18 protein-coding genes are annotated in these 16,918 nt (G+C 61.5%); 11 read left to right on the plus strand and 7 right to left on the minus strand.

Features of this window, described 5'->3' with window-relative positions; all coding sequences use genetic code 11:
• Window positions 1-74: 74 nt before the first annotated feature.
• The 4 genes from QZ564_RS10340 (at window position 75) to QZ564_RS10355 (ending at window position 1,939) form a co-directional block, all read left to right on the plus strand.
• Window positions 75-434, plus strand: a complete 360-nt coding sequence (locus tag QZ564_RS10340; protein ID WP_297108915.1) for a DUF423 domain-containing protein — start codon at window positions 75-77, stop codon at window positions 432-434.
• Between the two features lie 80 nt (window positions 435-514).
• The gene (locus QZ564_RS10345) at window positions 515-790 is read left to right on the plus strand and encodes a hypothetical protein (protein ID WP_297108918.1); all 276 of its coding nucleotides are present in this window, start codon (window positions 515-517) and stop codon (window positions 788-790) included.
• A 317-nt stretch (window positions 791-1,107) separates the two neighbouring features.
• Window positions 1,108-1,323: a cold-shock protein gene (locus tag QZ564_RS10350; protein WP_035087182.1), complete on the plus strand. Its 216-nt coding sequence runs from the start codon at window positions 1,108-1,110 to the stop codon at window positions 1,321-1,323.
• A 142-nt stretch (window positions 1,324-1,465) separates the two neighbouring features.
• On the plus strand, window positions 1,466-1,939 hold the full coding sequence (locus tag QZ564_RS10355) for an NUDIX hydrolase (RefSeq protein WP_297108921.1): 474 nt from the start codon (window positions 1,466-1,468) through the stop codon (window positions 1,937-1,939).
• On the opposite strand, the gene QZ564_RS10360 is transcribed toward QZ564_RS10355, so the two are convergent.
• Window positions 1,936-3,435, minus strand: a complete 1,500-nt coding sequence (locus QZ564_RS10360; protein ID WP_297108924.1) for an inorganic phosphate transporter — start codon at window positions 3,433-3,435, stop codon at window positions 1,936-1,938. The two genes, QZ564_RS10355 and QZ564_RS10360, sit on opposite strands and share 4 nt — an antisense overlap.
• A gap of 379 nt (window positions 3,436-3,814) precedes the next feature.
• Between QZ564_RS10360 and QZ564_RS10365 the strand changes: the two genes are divergently transcribed.
• The 5 genes from QZ564_RS10365 (at window position 3,815) to QZ564_RS10385 (ending at window position 9,923) form a co-directional block, all read left to right on the plus strand.
• Window positions 3,815-5,584, plus strand: coding sequence for an acetolactate synthase 3 large subunit (locus tag QZ564_RS10365; protein ID WP_297108927.1), 1,770 nt, complete (start codon window positions 3,815-3,817; stop codon window positions 5,582-5,584).
• A gap of 20 nt (window positions 5,585-5,604) precedes the next feature.
• The gene (gene ilvN / locus QZ564_RS10370; protein WP_297108929.1) at window positions 5,605-6,159 is read left to right on the plus strand and encodes an acetolactate synthase small subunit; all 555 of its coding nucleotides are present in this window, start codon (window positions 5,605-5,607) and stop codon (window positions 6,157-6,159) included.
• Between the two features lie 94 nt (window positions 6,160-6,253).
• Window positions 6,254-6,994: a pyridoxine 5'-phosphate synthase gene (locus QZ564_RS10375; protein ID WP_297108932.1), complete on the plus strand. Its 741-nt coding sequence runs from the start codon at window positions 6,254-6,256 to the stop codon at window positions 6,992-6,994.
• A gap of 231 nt (window positions 6,995-7,225) precedes the next feature.
• Complete coding sequence (locus QZ564_RS10380) at window positions 7,226-7,840, plus strand: NAD(P)H-dependent oxidoreductase (protein ID WP_297108935.1); 615 nt, start codon at window positions 7,226-7,228, stop codon at window positions 7,838-7,840.
• A gap of 154 nt (window positions 7,841-7,994) precedes the next feature.
• The gene (locus QZ564_RS10385) at window positions 7,995-9,923 is read left to right on the plus strand and encodes a potassium transporter Kup (RefSeq protein ID WP_297108938.1); all 1,929 of its coding nucleotides are present in this window, start codon (window positions 7,995-7,997) and stop codon (window positions 9,921-9,923) included.
• A gap of 30 nt (window positions 9,924-9,953) precedes the next feature.
• Here QZ564_RS10385 and QZ564_RS10390 read toward each other — a convergent pair whose 3' ends face one another.
• Window positions 9,954-10,385, minus strand: coding sequence for a hypothetical protein (locus tag QZ564_RS10390; protein WP_297108941.1), 432 nt, complete (start codon window positions 10,383-10,385; stop codon window positions 9,954-9,956).
• Window positions 10,386-10,506: 121 nt separating this feature from the next.
• Window positions 10,507-11,628, minus strand: coding sequence for an NADH:flavin oxidoreductase/NADH oxidase (locus tag QZ564_RS10395; protein WP_297108944.1), 1,122 nt, complete (start codon window positions 11,626-11,628; stop codon window positions 10,507-10,509).
• A gap of 154 nt (window positions 11,629-11,782) precedes the next feature.
• Between QZ564_RS10395 and QZ564_RS10400 the strand changes: the two genes are divergently transcribed.
• Window positions 11,783-12,667: a prolyl oligopeptidase family serine peptidase gene (locus QZ564_RS10400; RefSeq protein WP_297108947.1), complete on the plus strand. Its 885-nt coding sequence runs from the start codon at window positions 11,783-11,785 to the stop codon at window positions 12,665-12,667.
• Window positions 12,668-12,682: 15 nt separating this feature from the next.
• On the opposite strand, the gene QZ564_RS10405 is transcribed toward QZ564_RS10400, so the two are convergent.
• The 4 genes from QZ564_RS10405 to coxB form a co-directional block, all read right to left on the minus strand.
• Window positions 12,683-12,862: a hypothetical protein gene (locus QZ564_RS10405; protein WP_297108950.1), complete on the minus strand. Its 180-nt coding sequence runs from the start codon at window positions 12,860-12,862 to the stop codon at window positions 12,683-12,685.
• Window positions 12,863-12,942: 80 nt separating this feature from the next.
• Window positions 12,943-13,260: a hypothetical protein gene (locus QZ564_RS10410; RefSeq protein WP_297108952.1), complete on the minus strand. Its 318-nt coding sequence runs from the start codon at window positions 13,258-13,260 to the stop codon at window positions 12,943-12,945.
• Window positions 13,257-15,758: a cytochrome c oxidase subunit I gene (ctaD, locus tag QZ564_RS10415; protein WP_297108955.1), complete on the minus strand. Its 2,502-nt coding sequence runs from the start codon at window positions 15,756-15,758 to the stop codon at window positions 13,257-13,259. The genes QZ564_RS10410 and ctaD overlap by 4 nt, the downstream gene beginning before the upstream one ends.
• Window positions 15,755-16,507 (minus strand): cytochrome c oxidase subunit II, encoded by a 753-nt coding sequence (gene coxB, locus QZ564_RS10420; protein ID WP_297108957.1) that lies wholly within the window; start codon window positions 16,505-16,507, stop codon window positions 15,755-15,757. The genes ctaD and coxB overlap by 4 nt, the downstream gene beginning before the upstream one ends.
• On the opposite strand from coxB, the gene QZ564_RS10425 reads away from it, so the two are divergent.
• On the plus strand, window positions 16,430-16,918 hold a 489-nt coding region (locus tag QZ564_RS10425), incomplete at its 3' end, for a DUF2231 domain-containing protein (RefSeq protein ID WP_297108960.1). The genes coxB and QZ564_RS10425 overlap by 78 nt on opposite strands.

Genomic DNA, 16,918 nt, shown 5'->3' on the forward strand with positions numbered 1-16,918 from the left:
TTTCTCTCACTCGCACATCATGCTGTAGTCCAATCCGACCCGGCGCGGAAGCCGCGTCCTTGTCTGGAGAGCCAATGATGCAGTGGATGCCGCGCCTGTTGATGATGACTGCTGGTTTGATGGGCGCCGCTGGGGTAGCCGCTGCAGCGGCTGCGTCGCATGGCGAAAGCCGCAATATGTCCGCGATTGCGACAATCTTTCTGGCCCACGCGCCGGTTCTGCTTGCCCTGGGGCTGGCAGGTCGCACGCGTCCAATGTTGGCAATGGGCTTGGTGATGATTGCCGGTACGCTGATCTTTGGCGTTGATCTGGCCCTGCGGGAGGTCGTGGGCCAGGCGCTGTTCCCCGGCGCTGCGCCGCTTGGGGGCGGCCTGATGATCCTGGCGTGGCTGGGTGTGACGGCGGCCGGCTTTGGCTGGAAGGCCAACGGTTGAATTAATAAAGTTTAAAACTGCCGCGGAACCATTCACGGACCCGTGCATTCCTTCGTGCGAGCTTTTCGTTGGAGGAATTCATGCACAAGATCCTGATCATCATCGCTACTGCGCTATCCCTTGCGGCCTGCACCACTACCCAACAAGGCGCGACCGTAGGTGCGATTGGCGGCGGTATTGTCGGCGCGACCGCGACGGGCGGAAATGTCGTTGGTACGGCCGTGGGTGCGGGTATCGGCGCAGTGGCCGGCGCTGCGGCCGGTGAACTCCTTGGCTACTACGGGACCAGCCGCGATCGCTGCGTGTATGAGCGCCCGGATGGTACCCGCTACATCGATACCTGCCCGCGCGGATAAGCGCTGCAGAGCCAAGCCGCAGCGCCCCCTGCGGCCACGCGCCCCCAGGCGCCAGACACCCGGTTGGCCCCCTGACCGGGTGTTCTTTTGTGTCCGGCGCATGTATCGCACGGTGTTGCGACAACAGTCTTGAAAAAGTCGCAGCAGGCAGAGATAATTAGCCCATACGTGCCACTTGTCTTGCGCTATCTGAACGACCGGCCCTGCCGGAAACTTGGCTACCTCCTGATCTCGTGAACCGTAAGTCCGGGAATAGCACGTCCTGGATAAACCCTTCCGCCGCATCAGCGGCTTAACAGACCAAGAGGACCATACAGATGGCCGCAATCACCGGTACCGTGAAGTTTTTCAACACCACCAAGGGCTATGGCTTCATTTCGCCTGACAATGGCGAAAAGGACGCGTTCGTCCATATCTCCGCTGTCCAGCGTTCGGGCCTGCAGGGCCTTTACGAAGGCGACAAGGTCAGCTTCGAGCTGCAGACCGGTCGTGACGGCAAGGTCTCGGCGACCGAGCTGACCCTGCTGAGCTAAGCGCTAACGCAGATTAGCCGGAGGAATTTGCCGTTCCGCGATGGAAACGGTGAAAAACCCGGAGTGAGAGGGCCCTGCGGGGCCCTTTTGCTTGCAATCTCCGGGCCGATCTGTGCGGCTAGGTGAACAATCCGACTCGAGTATGATTTACGACGGTATGCGCGACTTTCTCAAACACTGGAACCCGCGGGTTGAAACCGCATCAACCCTGCAGCAATCGGGCGCCTTGCCCTATTCGATTGTCGAAGGGCGGATGGCTTTCCTCCTGATCACGTCGCGCCGCAGCGGAAAGTGGATCTTTCCGAAAGGGGCGATTGAGCCGGATATGACCCCGTGGGAAAGCGCGGCACAGGAAGCCCGAGATGAGGCCGGGGTTCTCGGAGAAATCTCTCCAGATCCGATCGGCTCGTATCGGACAGGCGCCGGCGGCGACAATGTCGGCCTTGTGGATGTGGATCTCTACCCGCTGCGCGTGACGCAGCAGCTGGAGGACTACAAGGAAAAGAACCAGCGGATGCGGCACTGGGCCACGTTGTCAGAGGCCCGCAGGTTACTGGCTGACCCGACGCTTGGTCGCCTAGCCCTCACCCTTCATAATCGGCTGATTTCCGGTTAGTTGATCAACACATTCAGGCCTAGATAGAGGATCGCCGAGACCAGGGCCGAGGCCGGCACGGTGATAACCCATGCGGCAGCGATGGAATAGACATGCTGGCGGCGGACCAGCATTCGCGTCTCCACGCGCCGGGCATTGGCCAGGGCTTCCTCTGGCGTCGCGTTGAGCTGGCTGGGGTCCACGAAGCGGGCGTTGATCGGCACCACGGCACCTTCCATCTCGCGCCGAGAAATGTATTCGCGCAGGAAGCCTACGCCGAACACAGCCCCCACGGCGATATGGGTGGACGAAACCGGCATGCCCAGGGCCGAGGCAATGAGGACAGTTACCGCGGCTGACAATGCGGCGCAAAACGCGCGGATTTCATTGAGCTTGGTGATCTGCTCGCCCACGGTGCGGATCAGGCGCGGTCCGAACAGCGCCAGGCCCAGCGAGATGCCGATGGCGCCGATGGCCAGTACCCAGAAGGGCAGGGCTATGCCAGCAACCTCACCTTCGCCCGTTTGAATGGCAGTGACGATGGCAGCAAATGGACCGATGGCGTTGGCAACGTCATTGGCGCCGTGGGCGAAGGACAGCAGCGCTGCCGAGACGATCAGTGGCAGTCGGAAGAGGTTGGCCACATGCTTCTTGCGGTTTTCCATGTGCCTGGACTGATGGCGTACCCAGGGCATGGCGGCGACCCAGCCCAGAAGGCCAAAGATCAGCCCGAGCAGGAAGGTGATCCCCCAGCCCGGCTTCCATATCCGGCTGAGGCCCTTGGTTGACAGATACATGGCGAAGATACCCGTCATGACTGCCACGAAGATCGGTACCCAAACCCGGGCCGAGGTAATCTTGTCGAGCCGCGTGGTGATCGTCATGCGAATGATGACCAGGAACAGGGCGGCGATGATGCCGCCCATGACCGGGGAGATCACCCAGCTGGCGGCAACCGCCCCGATGGTTGGCCAGTTCACGACGGCCAGGCCGGCAGAGGCAATGCCGGAGCCCACCACGCCGCCAACGACGGCATGGGTGGTGGAGACGGGGGCCCCAACATAGGTGGCAAGATTGACCCAGAGGGCGGAGGCGAGCAAAGCCGCCATCATCACCACAATGAAGGTGTGGTTGTCCATCTGGGGAGAAATCAGCAGGTCGCGCGCGACCGTATTGACCACATCGCCGCCCGCCAGCAGGGCGCCTGCCGCCTCGAAGATGGCTGCGATGACCAGCGCCCCCACCATGGTGAGGGCCCGCGAGCCCACGGCGGGGCCCATATTGTTGGCAACGTCGTTGGCGCCGACATTGAGCGCCATGTAGCCGGCAATAAGGGCCGCGAGAACGACGACGTAGGTTCCTGGGCCCTGACCCATGACAAAGGCTGCCCAAACGCCCGCGACCAGCAGGAACACCAGGGCGATACCAGGTGCCGCGAGCGAGCGGCTGAGATCATGGGTGGCGGTTTCGAGGCCCGAGACCCGCTGCAAATCCTTGTCGAGCGCGCTTTTGCTCATGTCACCAAACTGTCATATTCGAAGTGGGTTCCGACTTAACATCTCGATCAGTCCCTGCCAGCCCCAATTTGATCGGGAATCGTGCCTGTGCACGAGAATTCGTGCCGCAGCTGCGCGGTGGGGACATGGCGGCTTGACTTTGGCGCGACACTGCTTTTATCAATGCGCCGTCTAGAATTTTTGGAGCGGTCCCGTGCGGGCACTCATTCTCGTAGTAGGCTGGCGCATCGGCAACGTGGGGTAGAACCCTGCGCGAATGCTGGTGCGCCGAAAACAGGTCCCAAACGGGGCCTTTTTTATTGCCTTTTTTCCGCCGGGCGGGAGAGGCGGAATGAAGAACAGGCCTCAAAGGGCCATGAGGATTAGGAAGGGCTGACAAATGGCCGAGAAAATGACCGGCGCAGAGATGGTGATCCAGGCGCTGACCGACCAGGGCGTCGAGCACATCTTTGGGTATCCCGGCGGAGCAGCGCTGCCGATCTATGACGCGATGTTCCAGCAGGATTTCGTCAAGCACATTCTGGTGCGGCACGAGCAGGGCGCCACGCATATGGCCGAAGGCTATGCGCGCTCGACCGGCAAGCCTGGCGTGGTGCTGGTGACCTCTGGTCCCGGTGCCACCAACGCAGTCACTGGCCTGACCGACGCGCTGATGGATTCGATCCCGCTGGTCTGCATCACCGCCCAGGTGCCGACCACGCTGATCGGCACGGACGGTTTCCAGGAATGCGATACGGTCGGAATTACCCGCTCGTGCACCAAGCACAATTATCTGGTCAAGAACGTCGCTGACCTGCCGCGTATTCTCCATGAGGCCTTCCATATCGCGACGACCGGCCGTCCCGGTCCCGTGGTGATCGATATTCCCAAGGATGTCCAATTCGCCGTTGGGGAGTATTTCAAACCCGAGATCGAGACCCTGCGGCACAAGTCCTATCGCCCGCAGATGGATGGTGATGTTGCAGCGATTGAGGCGGCCGTTGACCTGATGCTCAAGGCGGAGCGGCCGATCTTCTACACCGGCGGTGGTGTCATCAATGCCGGTCCCCAGGCCTCCGACAGCCTGCGCGAACTGGCCGAACTCACCGGCTTTCCGGTGACGTCCACCCTGATGGGCCTGGGTGCATTCCCGGCCTCAAACCCGCAGTGGATGGGCATGCTGGGCATGCATGGCAGCTACGAAGCCAATATGGCGATGCATGACTGCGACGTGATGATCAATATCGGCGCACGGTTCGATGACCGCATCACCGGGCGTATCGATGCGTTCTCGCCCAACAGCCGGAAGATCCACGTCGACATCGACCCATCTTCGATCAACAAGATCATCCGGGTGGATGTGCCGATCGTGGGCGACTGTCATCGCGTGCTCGAGGAGATGATCCGCGTGTGGCGCAGCCGGACCAACGAACCGCGGACCGAGGCGATTTCCACCTGGTGGAAGCAGATCGAGAAGTGGCGCGCCGTCGGCTCGTTCAACTTCAAGAATTCGGACACCACCATCAAGCCGCAATGGGCCATCCAGCGGCTCTATGAGGCGACGAAGAACCAGTCCAAGGAGGTGTTCATCACCACCGAGGTCGGCCAGCACCAGATGTGGGCGGCCCAGCATTTTCATTTCGACAAGCCCAACCACTGGATGACCTCCGGGGGGCTCGGCACCATGGGCTATGGCCTGCCAGCGGCGGTCGGCGTGCAGGTGGCGCACCCGGATGCACTGGTGATCGACATTGCCGGTGAGGCCTCGGTGCAGATGACAATGCAGGAACTGTCGACGGCGGTGCAGTATCGCCTGCCGGTCAAGATCTTCATTCTCAACAACGAGCGTATGGGCATGGTCCGACAGTGGCAGGACCTGCTGCATGGATCGCGCTACGCCCATTCCTATTCGGAATCGCTGCCCGACTTCGTCAAGCTGGCCGAGGCTTACGGGGCCAAGGGCGTCAAGTGCGACACGCCGGCCGAACTCGATGCGGCGATCGCCGAGATGATCAACTACGACGGACCGGTGCTATTCGACGTGCTGGTGGAGAAAGACGAAAACTGCCTGCCCATGATCCCCTCGGGCAAGCCGCATAACGAAATCATCCTGCCCGATACGGCCAATATCGGTGACATCATCGACGAGAAGGGACGCGCGCTCGTCTAGGGCGCCGGAGGACACGAAAAATGAACGCACATTTGCAGCCTACCGGCTCGGCCTATTTCCTGACGCAGGAAACCCAGCTGAACGAGCGACACACTCTCTCCGTCCTGGTTGATAACGAACCTGGCATTCTGGCCCGTGTCGTTGGCCTGTTTTCGGCTCGCGGCTACAATATCGAGAGCCTGACTGTCAGCGAGACCGAACACGACAAGCGACTTAGTCGCATCACGGTTGTTGTCATCGCCACTCCCAAGGTGCTGGTGCAGATCAAGACGCAATTGGAGCGGCTGGTGCCGGTTCATCGCGTGCACGACCTGACCGCCGAAGGCGCTTATCTTGAGCGCGAGCTGGCGTTGATCAAGGTCAATGGAACCGGCGACCACCGTGCTGAGACGCTGCGTCTGGCCGACGCCTTCCGAGCGCAAATCGTGGACGCAACCGTCGAGAGCTTCGTTTTTGAGGTCACCGGAAAACCGTCCAAGATCGACAGCTTTATTGCCCTGATGCAGCCGCTCGGGCTGGTCGAGGTGGTCCGCACGGGCCTGGCTGCGATCAATCGCGGCCCGGAGGGGATGTAGTCGGCAAGGCGCTGATCGCTCTTATCAAAAGGTTCGATTGGGCGAGCCGCCCAGTCTGGTGTATGGCAGGGGCCTGTTGATCCGGGTTCCTGCCATGACTTTGCTTTCCGTCAATCTCAATGCCGTCGCGCAATTGCGCAATCGTCGCGATCTGCCCTGGCCGAGCGTGACGGGAATTGCGAGGGTGGTGCTCGACGCGGGGGCGAGCGGGATCACCGTGCACCCGCGCCCTGATGAGCGGCATATCCGGCGCACGGACGTGTTTGAATTGGTGGCGCTTCTGCGTGTCGAGTATCCGGAAGCGGAATTCAATATCGAGGGTTATCCCAGCGAGGATTTCCTTGAGCTTATTGAAGAGGCTAATCCGCACCAGGTGACGCTCGTCCCGGATGATCCGGCGCAGGCAACGTCCGATCATGGCTGGGACTTCGTGGGCAAGGGCAATTTCCTGACCTCGGTTGTTCAGCGTCTCAAGCGGCCCGATCGACGGATTTCGCTCTTCTGCGATCCCGACGCCGGTGAAACGGGCATTGCCGCCGCAAAGGCGACCGGCGCGGATCGGGTAGAATTGTTCACCGGACCCTATGGTGCGTGCCATGACGATCCAGAAGCGGCCGAGCGGCAATTGGCAATCCTGTCAGTGACCTGCAAAGCGGCCCTGGCCGCGGGGCTCGGTGTTAATGCGGGGCACGACCTCACCTTAGAGAATTTGCCAGCCTTTCAGGCGGCCGTGCCGGGCGTGGCCGAGGTCTCGATAGGACATGGAATTACCGCAGATGCCTTGCTGATGGGATTTGCCGAGGCTGTTCGTGCCTATAATAACGTCCTCGACTGATCGCATTGTTCAGCGTGCTGGAACGCTGCGTCCGCGGTCCGGCTTCATTGCAGGCCCGATCTCGCGACGATTCTGCCGTAACGACTGAAAATGCTGCCTTCTCCGACACTTACATTTGTGTGCCCGGGGCACGTAATTGTCTCCGGCTGACAACAAGGTGCCTTCTTGAGGCTTTTCGTAACAGGCACATATATCGCCTCAGTTACGATTTGTTACCAAGGAGGGCATCACATGTCCAAGCTCAAGATCGGCGTCGTCATCTCGTCCACCCGTCCCAGCCGTTTCGGCGAAGTGCCGGCGCGTTGGATCCTCGAGAAGGCAAATGAACGGCCCGAGATCGAGGCGGATCTGGTCGACCTGCGCGATTTCGACCTGCCGTTTTTTGATGAAATGGCGTCCAATCTCTGGATGCCGTCCAGCAATGAAAAGGCCGTCGCCTGGCAGTCGAAGGTTGGCCAGTATGATGGCTTTATATTTGTCGTGGCCGAATACAACCGCTCGATCACCGGCGCTCTGAAGAACGCGCTCGATCAGGCCTATAACGAATGGAACAAGAAGCCCTTCGGCATTGTGGGCTATGGCACGGTGGGCGCTGCCCGCGCTGCAGAGCACCTGCGCGGCATTGGTGTCGAACTGCAGATGGTCTCGACCCGTGCGGCGGTTCACATCGGTGGCGCCGACTTCTTCGCCGTTCACCCGCTTGGCCAGCAGAACAAGCCGATCAACGAAATCGAAGGTTCGATCGGGGCCTCCGCCAAGGACATGCTGGACCAGCTGATCTGGTGGGGCGAAGCCACCAAGGCGGCGCGCGAGGATGAGAATGCTGTGGCTGAAGCTGCCGAATAAGGGCGATCAGCAACAGCGATGAGCTGAAAAGAGGGGTCATCCTTGCTGGGTGGCCCCTTTCGCATGCGAACTATTCGGTGCTGCGGGTGTTGTTTGTGAACGGGTACGGGTGTATAGCGGCGCCCGCCTTGAAACAGCGAGAGCCCCAAAGCTCATGACGCATACGGAAACTGCCGGCGCCAAGGCCGGTGACGTAGCGACCGAACAGGCCGGCCACGCAAAGACTGCCCTGCCGATCCTTGTGCTCGGTGCTCTGGGCGTCGTTTTCGGCGATATCGGGACCAGTCCGCTCTACGCGTTTCGCGAGGCATTGCATGCCACAACGCATGGCGGTCAGGGCGTTGCCGGCTATGACGAAGTGCTTGGTCTGCTCTCGCTGATCGTCTGGGCTCTCACTTTAATTGTCACAGTCAAATATGTCGGCTTCGTGCTGCGGGCAGACAATAATGGCGAAGGTGGCACACTCTCGCTGATGTCGCTGGCCCGCAAGGCGGTCAAATCCAACAAAGGCGTGGTGCTGGCGCTGGGCCTGGTGGGCGCGGCGCTGTTCTTTGGGGACGCCATTATCACCCCGGCCATTTCCGTACTTTCGGCCGTGGAAGGCCTGCAAGTGGTTGAGCCGCGGTTGGCGCGCTGGGTGGTGCCGGTCACCCTTATCATCATCATTGCGCTGTTCATGGTGCAACGTTTCGGCACCGGCAAGGTGGCCGCCGTATTCGGTCCAATCACGGCGATCTGGTTTCTGTCGCTCGGCGTGTCAGGCGCCGTTCATATTAGCGAAGCACCGCAGGTGTTGTTTGCAATCAACCCGTTCTACGGCCTCACCTTCGTCATAAACCATACCGGTATTGCGCTGGTTGTCCTGGGCGCGGTGTTTCTGGCCGTAACCGGCGCCGAAGCGCTCTACGTGGATCTCGGCCACTTTGGCCGAAAACCTATCGTCCTGGGCTGGCTGCTCATCGTCTTCCCTTGCCTGTTGCTGAACTATTTCGGGCAGGGTGCCTTTGTGCTGGCACATCCTGCCGCAGCGGAAAATCCGTTCTTTCTGATGCAACCAGAATGGGCGCGTATCCCGATGGTAATCCTGGCGACCATGGCGACGGTCATTGCTAGCCAGGCGGTGATCTCCGGGGCCTACTCGCTGGCGCGCCAGGCAACCAACCTCAACCTCCTGCCGCGCCTCAACGTTCTGCACACCTCGGAAACGCAGAGCGGGCAAATCTACATGCCGCAGGTCAACACGATGCTGTTCATTGCGGTGATGGTGCTGGTTATCGGCTTCCAGAGTTCCAGCGCCCTGTCGGCGGCCTACGGTATCGCGGTGACTGGCGAGATGCTGGTGACAGCCGTGCTGCTCTTCGTGGTCATGCGCGGCATCTGGGGCTGGAAGGTCCATACGGCACTAGCGGTTGTTATCCCTCTTGGTCTGATCGATCTCGGGTTCTTTGTCGCTAATCTTGCCAAATTCACCCAGGGCGGCTGGGTGCCTGCCGTGGTGGCCGGCTTTCTCGTGATCATTATGGTGAGCTGGATGGCCGGACGACGGCGGCTGGCGGAGAAACCCCGCCGAGACGAAGTTCCGCTCGAATTCCTGGTCGAGAACCTGTCCAAGAAGAAGCCGACTGTCGTTCCGGGTACGGCCATTTTCCTGACCAGCGATGTCGAAGGCGCCCCAACCGCCCTCCTTCACAGCCTCAAGCACTACAAGGTGCTGCACGAACAGAACGTGATCCTGACAGTCCGGACTTCAACCTCGCCGCGCGTGCCGGACGATGAAAAGGTGACTATCGACGCCTATAATGAGTTGTTCTTTCGCGTCGTCGTGACATTCGGCTTCATGGAGACGCCGAACATTCCAAAAGCGCTGGCGCTGGCCCGCAAGCTGGGATGGAAGTTCGACATCATGTCGACCTCGTTCTTCCTGTCGCGCCGTTCTCTGAAACTGGGCCAGAAATCAGGCCCGTTGCGGTTCTGGCAGGATCGCCTGTTCATCCGGCTGGCACGCAATGCCAGCGACGCCACGGAGTATTTCCACATTCCCACCGGCCGTGTGGTGGAGATCGGAACGCAGCTCATCATCTGAACAAAGGGTGGAAATGGGGCCCGTCTGGGCTCATTTTTCCATATCGGGGCAGACATAGGGCACATCTGCCGGGGTGAAGCGCTGTTCTTCTACTCCGCCCATAAGTTTGAGGCTCAGCACCAGTTCGTCGCTGGTCAGAGAGGCGATGTCGGCACTGATGGTCATGCCGTCTTCTTCCCAAGAAATCTCGGTCTCAGACAATTGCTGCCAGTTTGAGAGCCGATAGGTTTCCCAGCAACTGTCGGAGACCATGGTGCCGTCGGACAGGAAAATATGCATGACGCCGGGAAGCCCCTGCGCTTCCCCCTGCCTGACCCAAACCCGATTGAGCAACGGGTTCTCCCGAACCGAGTCGTCTTCTCCGGCGACCGGTTCGGCCTCCTGAGCAATCGCCGGAACGGCGAGACAGGTGCCAACGCCCCATACGGTCATGAGTGCGAAGATCGCGGCCTTGGTGTCCATTTCAGTCTCCCGTGCGTCCAAACCACGTGGTCATTGGCGACGCGCGCTGCAAGAGTGAGCGGGACAACAGGGCAAAATTTGGTTCGCCCTGTGTCGTTATGTGGATATCGCTGGCGGCCGCCTAGGCGCGTAGGCCCAGGACTTGGTCGCGCCCGGCCACGCGGCGGGCCTGTACCGGCCACAGGTCATAATCGCCGTCGAGCACACGGGCGGCATGCACGGCCCAATTCGGGTCGTCCAGGGCACCACGGGCCAGGGCGATGAAGTCTGCCTCACCGTTTTGAAGGATAGCTTCGGCGGCTTCGATATCGCCGAGCAAGCCTACAGCCATGGTCGGAATGTCTGCGCCTTCGCGGACGGCACGGGCGAACGGTACCTGGTAGGCAGCGGTTGAGGCAATGCGGCCCTGAGCCAAGCCGCCACTCGAGCAGTCGATCGCGTCCACGCCACGCGCCTTGAGTTCGCGGGCCAGCGCCACGCTATCCTCGGGTGTCCAACCTCCGGGAGCATTGTCGCTCACCGACAGGCGTGCCAGGAGCGGCTTGTCTTCTGGCCAGACGGCACGGACTGCCTCCGCGACCTCGAGCACCAGCCGCATGCGATTCTCGCGGCTGCCGCCATACTGGTCGGTGCGATGATTGGACAGGGGCGAAAGGAACTGATTGAGCAGATAGCCGTGAGCGGCGTGGATTTCGACGACATCGAAGCCGGCCCTTTCGGCGCGAATGGCGGCGGCGACAAATCCATCGATGACGCGTTTGATGCCGGCTTCATCCAAAGCTATGGGCACCTGAAAATCGGGATTATCCGGATCGTGTGATTCCGCGCTGGGTGCGACGGGCTGCCAGTGCTCGTAACCCACAGCCGCTCGGCCCGCCTCAGTCTCGAGGTCGGCCGAGGTGTGCCAGGAAACGGGGGTCGAGGCCTTGCGACCAGCATGGGCGAGTTGCATGCCCGCAGCCGCGCCCTGGTCGTGCAGGAAGTCCACGATGCGCGCCAGAGGTGCAATCTGCTCGTCCTTCCATAGGCCCAAATCGCCATAAGAAATGCGCCCCTCCGGGACCACGCCGGTCGCTTCCACGACCACCAGTCCAAATCCGCCAAGGGCAAAGCGGCCAAGATGCACAAAGTGCCAATCATTGGCGAAGCCATCGATGGCGGAATACTGGCACATGGGTGCGACCACCGTGCGATTGCGTAGGGTGAGGTCTCTTAAGGTGATGGGGGAGAAAAGCTTGGACATAATGAATGCCTTGACCGAGGAAAGATCGGAAAGAGACCTCCTACATGGCCCTTTCTTCTTTCATCGGCAAGTGCCGATGAATAAAAAGCTGAGTTGCGCCAAAGGCACTTCCCATGGATAGGTCTTGGTGTCACCAGCTGCCTTGGAGCTTCCCTTGTCGATCACAGCAACCCGATTTGGCGAACTCCTCGGCTTCGAGGACCGCGGCGTTACCCGGCTGGACAAGACGATCGAGCCAATGGACGATTATGTCGTTGAGCATTTGCGCCTGCGCATCGGGGACGAGGAGGTCAGGGGAATCCTGACACGACCCGGCGCGGCCTCGGGTCCCCTACCTGCAATTCTTTACGGGCACTCCCATGGCGGCGGGTATGCCATCGGCGCGCGTGAATTGCTGGATGGCCGGGAGTACCTTGTCGGGCCGTTGGGACCGGTATTTGCGCGCGCCGGATATGTAACGCTATGCATCGACATGCCCATTTTCGGCGAACGCGCCACGGTGAGCGAAAGCGCAGCGTCCAAGGCTCTGCTTTGGTATGGTAAGTCCCTCTTTGGGCAGATGCTGTCCGACCATGCGGCAGCCTTGACCTATCTGGCTGGACGCGATGATGTGGACGCGGCGCGGATAGGGGCCTTCGGGCTGTCGATGGGATGCGTTCTCAGCTATTGGCTGGCAGCCCTGGACAAGCGAATTGCGGCTGTGGCGCATTTGTGCTGTTTCGCCGATTTCCGCACGATGATCGAGCTTGGTGCGCATGATGGTCATGGGATTTATCTGACAGTCCCTGGCCTGCTCAAGGAGGCCGATGGCGGGTCAATTGCGTCGCTGATTGCACCACGTCCGCAGTTGATCTGCGTAGGCGAGGCTGACCACCTGAGCCCGCCCGAAGCGGTGGCACGTGCCCTGGAGGAACTGCGCCCCGCCTACGCGGATGCGCCGCATATGCTTGAGTTCATCAGCGAACCGGGTGTGGGACATCAGGAAACGCCCACCATGCGGGCTGCGGTGCTGGCGTTTTTCGCCCGGCATCTGGGATAGGCTAGTCGAGCCGGCTCAGGCACCGACCAGTAACAAGGCTTGGTCTAGCAGTTCCGGATTGGTCCAGACCAAATAGCCGCCAAAGGCCAGGGCAGCGATGAGCGCCAGACCGAACAGCTTTCGGAGCACGGAGAAAACCAACCAGATCAGCAGGGCCGCCCCGACGCCCAGAATGAGAAGTGTATTTGTATCCACCGCTATGCTTGGTCCCTTGTGATGCGCCTTGTCTGTGCGGGTCAAGGGCGACAGCATTGTGGCAACAGTGTCCGCGCGGGCTATTGGCACAAGCTCGCAAAGGTCACAGGCAGGAAGATGAGGACAGCGGCCAGGAGCGCAGCCCGGTTGGTCCAAACCGCGGCCATATTCAGCGCGTGCTGGTGATCGTGGCGGGGGCCGAGCAGGGCGAGCCAGGCCATGGGAACGAGGGCGAGCAGGAAAAGCAGCCAAAGGATCGGCCGGTGCCAGTCGCCCCAGCCATAGGCACAGCCGAGCGCCTGAGCGGCATAGAGCACGACGAAGGCCACCGACCAGACGACAAAGCCGGCAATCAGCCGCACCAGCGGGTGGGAGAGTATGGCAGTCATGGCAGTCATGGCATTGCACCGCCCATCGCGAGAATGCCGGTGAGGCCAAATGCCAGAATGACGGCGCCTGCGGCGTAGCCGTTCCAGAGCGCGGCCAGTACCATTTCCGTCTGGCGGCGCGCGGATATGTAGCCCCGAGTGAGACGCCAAAACGCGTGGGCCGACATGACGGCACCCAGTCCACAATGCAGCCCCGCATAGCCCAGCACCACGAAGGGTACGGCCTCGCGGGCATGGCCCGTGGGATCGTCCAGCCAGAGCACGGCGGCAATGGTCGTAGCCATTGCCGCCAGCTGGGCCAGAACGGCCAGGATCAGGTCGAGATGCGTGGTGCCCCCGCGCGCATTGCCCTGTCTGGCGCGCGCCGCGAGCGCAGCACCAGACATGGCGGCGAGGATGGCCAGGGCGGCCGCCCACAAAGGAACCTGCGCCGCGCCTGTGTCCTGCCAATTGGGCGCAACCACCAGCAGGAACAGCCCGCCAAAGAGCAGCGAGGCGAACAGCGTTGCGTTCATCGCCAGCGCGGTGCGGTTGGCAAGGACAGTGACATTGTCGGCTGCCTCCGCATCGGGCGGAACGGAAACGCCCCGGCCAATATCGATGGGTCCCTTGTCCCGCTTTTCGCCCAGGCTCACCGGCCAGACCAGGAAAAGACCAAGCGTGACCAGCGCGCCAATGGGCGCCAACCAATAGAGCCTGAACAGCAGCGCGAGGAAAAAGCTCGCCGTCGCCAGGGCCGTCGAAAGGGGCAGGTAGGAGCGGCGCGGCAAGGTGATCAGATGTTCGACCGCGCCTGTGACCATGTTGACGCCAAGCGTCTCCTGTTCGCCTGCACGGGCAAAGCCGAGATAGCCTTGCCCGCCCGCCAGAGTGGGGCCGATGAGCGCCGGCTGCAATTGGTCGGCGCGGGCCTCGATATGCGGAATGGATGCGAGATTATAGCTCGGTGGCGGGGTCGCCGTGGCCCATTCCAATGTTCCGGCTCGCCACGGATCGCGCCGGAAGCGGGCCCCGAAACGGAATTGCAGCACCATGTCGGCGAGCACCAACGCAAAGCCCATGGTGAGGACAAAACCACCGACCGAGGAGAGGAGATTGAGCCAGTCCCAGCCCCAATTGGAGGGGTAGGTGGAAATACGGCGTGGCATGCCCATCAGCCCGGTCAGGTGCATGAGGAAAAAGGTGAGGTTGAAGCCGATCAGGATCAGCCAGAAGGCCGGGATCGAGAGCCGGTAGAGACTTTGGCGCCCCGAGATATGGGGCAGCCAATAATAGATCGCTGCCAGCATGGGGAAGACGAAACCGCCCACCAGCACATAGTGCAGATGCGCGACCACGAAATAGCTGTCATGGGCCTGGGTATTGAACGGCACCATGGCCAGCATCACCCCGGTCAGCCCGCCGATGACGAAGACGATGAAAAAGCCGGCGACATAGAGCATGGGAATGTCCCAGCGCGGCTTGCCGGACGCCAGCGTGCCGATCCAGGCAAAGATCTGCACCGCCGTGGGGATGGCCACCAGGGCGCTGGCGGCGGAAAAGAACGCCAGCGCCAGATGCGGAATGCCCACGGTGAACATGTGGTGCACCCAGAGCCCGAAGCTGAGGAACGCCATGGCGACGATGGCGGCGATGATGGCGCGATAGCCCAGGATCGGCCGTTGCGCGAAGACCGGAATGATGGTGGAGAGCGCCCCGGCGGCAGGCAGGAAGATGATATAGACTTCCGGATGCCCGAACAGCCAGAACAGGTGCTGCCAGAGTAGCGGATCGCCACCCCGCGTCGGATCGAAAAAGGGTAGATCGAAGGCGCGTTCCAGTTCCAGCAGGATCGACCCCAGGATCAATGGCGGAAAGCCGATGATCATCATCCCCGCAGTCACCAGCATGTACCAGGCAAACAGCGGCATGCGGCTCAGCGCCATGCCCGGCGCCCGCATCTTGAGAATGGTGACGAACAGCTCGACCGCCGCCGTCACCGCCGAGATTTCGACAAAGGTGATGCCCAGGAGCCAGACATCGGCATTGATGCCGGGGGTGTAAGGTTTGGAAGAGAGCGGCGTGTACATGAACCAGCCGCCATTGGGGGCGACGCCCGCCAGCATGGCCACGATCAGGATCGACCCGCCGAAGAGATAACACCAGAAGCCATAGGCAGTGAGCCGGGGAAAGGCGAGGTCGCGCGCACCCAGCATCTTGGGCAGCATGTAGATGGCAAAGCCCTCGAACATGGGAATGGCGAACAGGAACATCATCACCGTGCCATGCATGGTGAAAACCTGGTTGTAGATGTCCGGGCCGAGAAAGGCGCTGTCGGGCGTGGCCATTTGCGCCCGGATCAGCATGGACAGCAGGCCGCCAATACCAAAGAAGCAGAGAGCCAGCGCCATGAAGCGCTTGCCCAATATGGTGTGGTTGACGCTGGACAGGCGGGCGAGGCCCGGCGGCGTGCTCCAGATGGCTTCGAGCTGCTTGTGCAGGGCGATGGGAGACGGGCGTTCGCTCATCGCCGCCCCTCCATCAACGCTGTGAAGTCCTCAGCCGCATGCGCCTGGACCCGAAACCACATGCCATCATGCCCCGGCCCGCAATATTCGGCGCATTGCCCCCAATAGGTGCCGGGCTCGTCGGCTTCGAGCCGGATGAGGTTTTCATGCCCCGGAATGGCGTCGATCTTGCCGCCCAGCCGAGGGACCCAGAAGGAATGGATCACATCCTCGGAGGTGACGGCGATATCGACTGCTTGCCCGGCGGGAATATGCAGTGTTTCGTCGCTCATCTCGCGTCCGTCCGGATAGATGAAGGTCCACTGCCAGCGTTCGGCATGGGCTTTGAAGCGCAGCGGCGCATCGCCTTTGGGCAGCAATTGCTCGCCCAGCACCAGCGCCGTTCCCGTCAGGAGCACCAGGATCGGAATGGGCAACACCAGCCCGCCGCCCACGATCCACTGTGAAGGGGTGATGCGGGTCACCCATGCTGGGCGCAGATAGGCCAGCCCGAACAGCACCATCACCAGCGCAAACAGCAGGACCGATCCGTACAGCATCACCCACCAGAGCGTTGCCAGATTGGCGGCGCGCGGGCCGGCCGGATCGAGCGTGGACAGCGCGCCCGTGCAACCGGCCAGCAGCAGCGGCGTTGCACCAAGGGCAACGGGCCTGAACAGGGGGCGAACCAGATGACTGATATTCCGCGCGAGGACGAGGAAACCGAAATCCGCGACGAGGAGTCGCCGCCCGAGGCTTCTTCCGATCATCCCAATCCGGCTATCCGTGCCGTGGCGGAAAAGGATATCGGCTCGGCCATCGCCGTGGCCGGCCATCCCATCCATGCCATGCTGGTGCATTTCCCCATCGCTTTCGTCGTCGCTACGCTGGGCGTCGACATCTTTTATTGGTGGAACGCTGACCCGTTCTGGCTCGAGGTCGGTAAATGGGCTGCGGGCGCTGCTTTCGGCTTCGGGGTGTTGGCCGCCTTGGTGGGGACGCTCGAGCTGCTGGCGGTCCCGGGCATCCGCATCCGCGTGGCCAGCTGGAACCACGCCGTGGCGGCCATGGTGATGCTTGCCATTGTCGGCGCCAATGCGGGCCTGCGCATCTATTGGCCGGGAATGGTGCTCCCGAGCGGGCTGATGCTCTCGGTATTGGCGACCATGGCGGCGGGTTTC

Origin of the sequence: uncultured Devosia sp., from assembly GCF_913055165.1 — a bacterium.
Lineage (GTDB): Bacteria > Pseudomonadota > Alphaproteobacteria > Rhizobiales > Devosiaceae > Devosia.

Excerpts from the sequence above, each read along its gene's own strand:
- QZ564_RS10340 (WP_297108915.1), top strand. The coding sequence starts at position 75 with ATGATGCAGTGGATGCCGCGCCTGTTGATGATGACTGCTGGTTTGATG.
- QZ564_RS10345 (WP_297108918.1), top strand. The coding sequence starts at position 515 with ATGCACAAGATCCTGATCATCATCGCTACTGCGCTATCCCTTGCGGCC.
- QZ564_RS10350 (WP_035087182.1), top strand. The coding sequence starts at position 1,108 with ATGGCCGCAATCACCGGTACCGTGAAGTTTTTCAACACCACCAAGGGC.
- QZ564_RS10355 (WP_297108921.1), top strand. The coding sequence starts at position 1,466 with ATGATTTACGACGGTATGCGCGACTTTCTCAAACACTGGAACCCGCGG.
- QZ564_RS10360 (WP_297108924.1), bottom strand. The coding sequence starts at position 3,435 with ATGAGCAAAAGCGCGCTCGACAAGGATTTGCAGCGGGTCTCGGGCCTC.
- QZ564_RS10365 (WP_297108927.1), top strand. The coding sequence starts at position 3,815 with ATGGCCGAGAAAATGACCGGCGCAGAGATGGTGATCCAGGCGCTGACC.
- ilvN (WP_297108929.1), top strand. The coding sequence starts at position 5,605 with ATGAACGCACATTTGCAGCCTACCGGCTCGGCCTATTTCCTGACGCAG.
- QZ564_RS10375 (WP_297108932.1), top strand. The coding sequence starts at position 6,254 with ATGACTTTGCTTTCCGTCAATCTCAATGCCGTCGCGCAATTGCGCAAT.
- QZ564_RS10380 (WP_297108935.1), top strand. The coding sequence starts at position 7,226 with ATGTCCAAGCTCAAGATCGGCGTCGTCATCTCGTCCACCCGTCCCAGC.
- QZ564_RS10385 (WP_297108938.1), top strand. The coding sequence starts at position 7,995 with ATGACGCATACGGAAACTGCCGGCGCCAAGGCCGGTGACGTAGCGACC.
- QZ564_RS10390 (WP_297108941.1), bottom strand. The coding sequence starts at position 10,385 with ATGGACACCAAGGCCGCGATCTTCGCACTCATGACCGTATGGGGCGTT.
- QZ564_RS10395 (WP_297108944.1), bottom strand. The coding sequence starts at position 11,628 with ATGTCCAAGCTTTTCTCCCCCATCACCTTAAGAGACCTCACCCTACGC.
- QZ564_RS10410 (WP_297108952.1), bottom strand. The coding sequence starts at position 13,260 with ATGACTGCCATGACTGCCATACTCTCCCACCCGCTGGTGCGGCTGATT.
- ctaD (WP_297108955.1), bottom strand. The coding sequence starts at position 15,758 with ATGAGCGAACGCCCGTCTCCCATCGCCCTGCACAAGCAGCTCGAAGCC.
- coxB (WP_297108957.1), bottom strand. The coding sequence starts at position 16,507 with ATGATCGGAAGAAGCCTCGGGCGGCGACTCCTCGTCGCGGATTTCGGT.